Annotated in this window: 1 protein-coding gene; it reads right to left on the bottom strand. The window is 44.7% G+C overall.

Going from position 1 to position 255, the window contains the following annotated elements:
* Positions 1-255 (bottom strand): GTP-binding protein (locus ACU68U_RS09415; RefSeq protein ID WP_446763206.1); only part of this gene is annotated, 255 nt, incomplete at both ends.

The following is a 255-nucleotide window of genomic DNA, read 5'->3' as shown; positions in this document are numbered from 1 at the left end:
CTAACAAGATGTGTTCTCTTGTTTGTGGCATTGGACCGTCTGCTGCACTTACTACTAGGATTGCTCCGTCCATTTGTGCTGCTCCTGTGATCATGTTTTTAACGTAGTCAGCGTGACCTGGACAGTCAACGTGTGCGTAGTGTCTTTTTTCTGTTTCGTATTCTACGTGAGAAGTGTTGATTGTGATTCCTCTTTCTCTTTCTTCTGGTGCTTTGTCGATGTTAGCGTAGTCTACGAATTCTCCTGAGCCCATTC

This window comes from Finegoldia sp. P3-F-LR (genome assembly GCF_052932165.1).
This window is presented reverse-complemented; position numbering and strand designations above follow the sequence as displayed.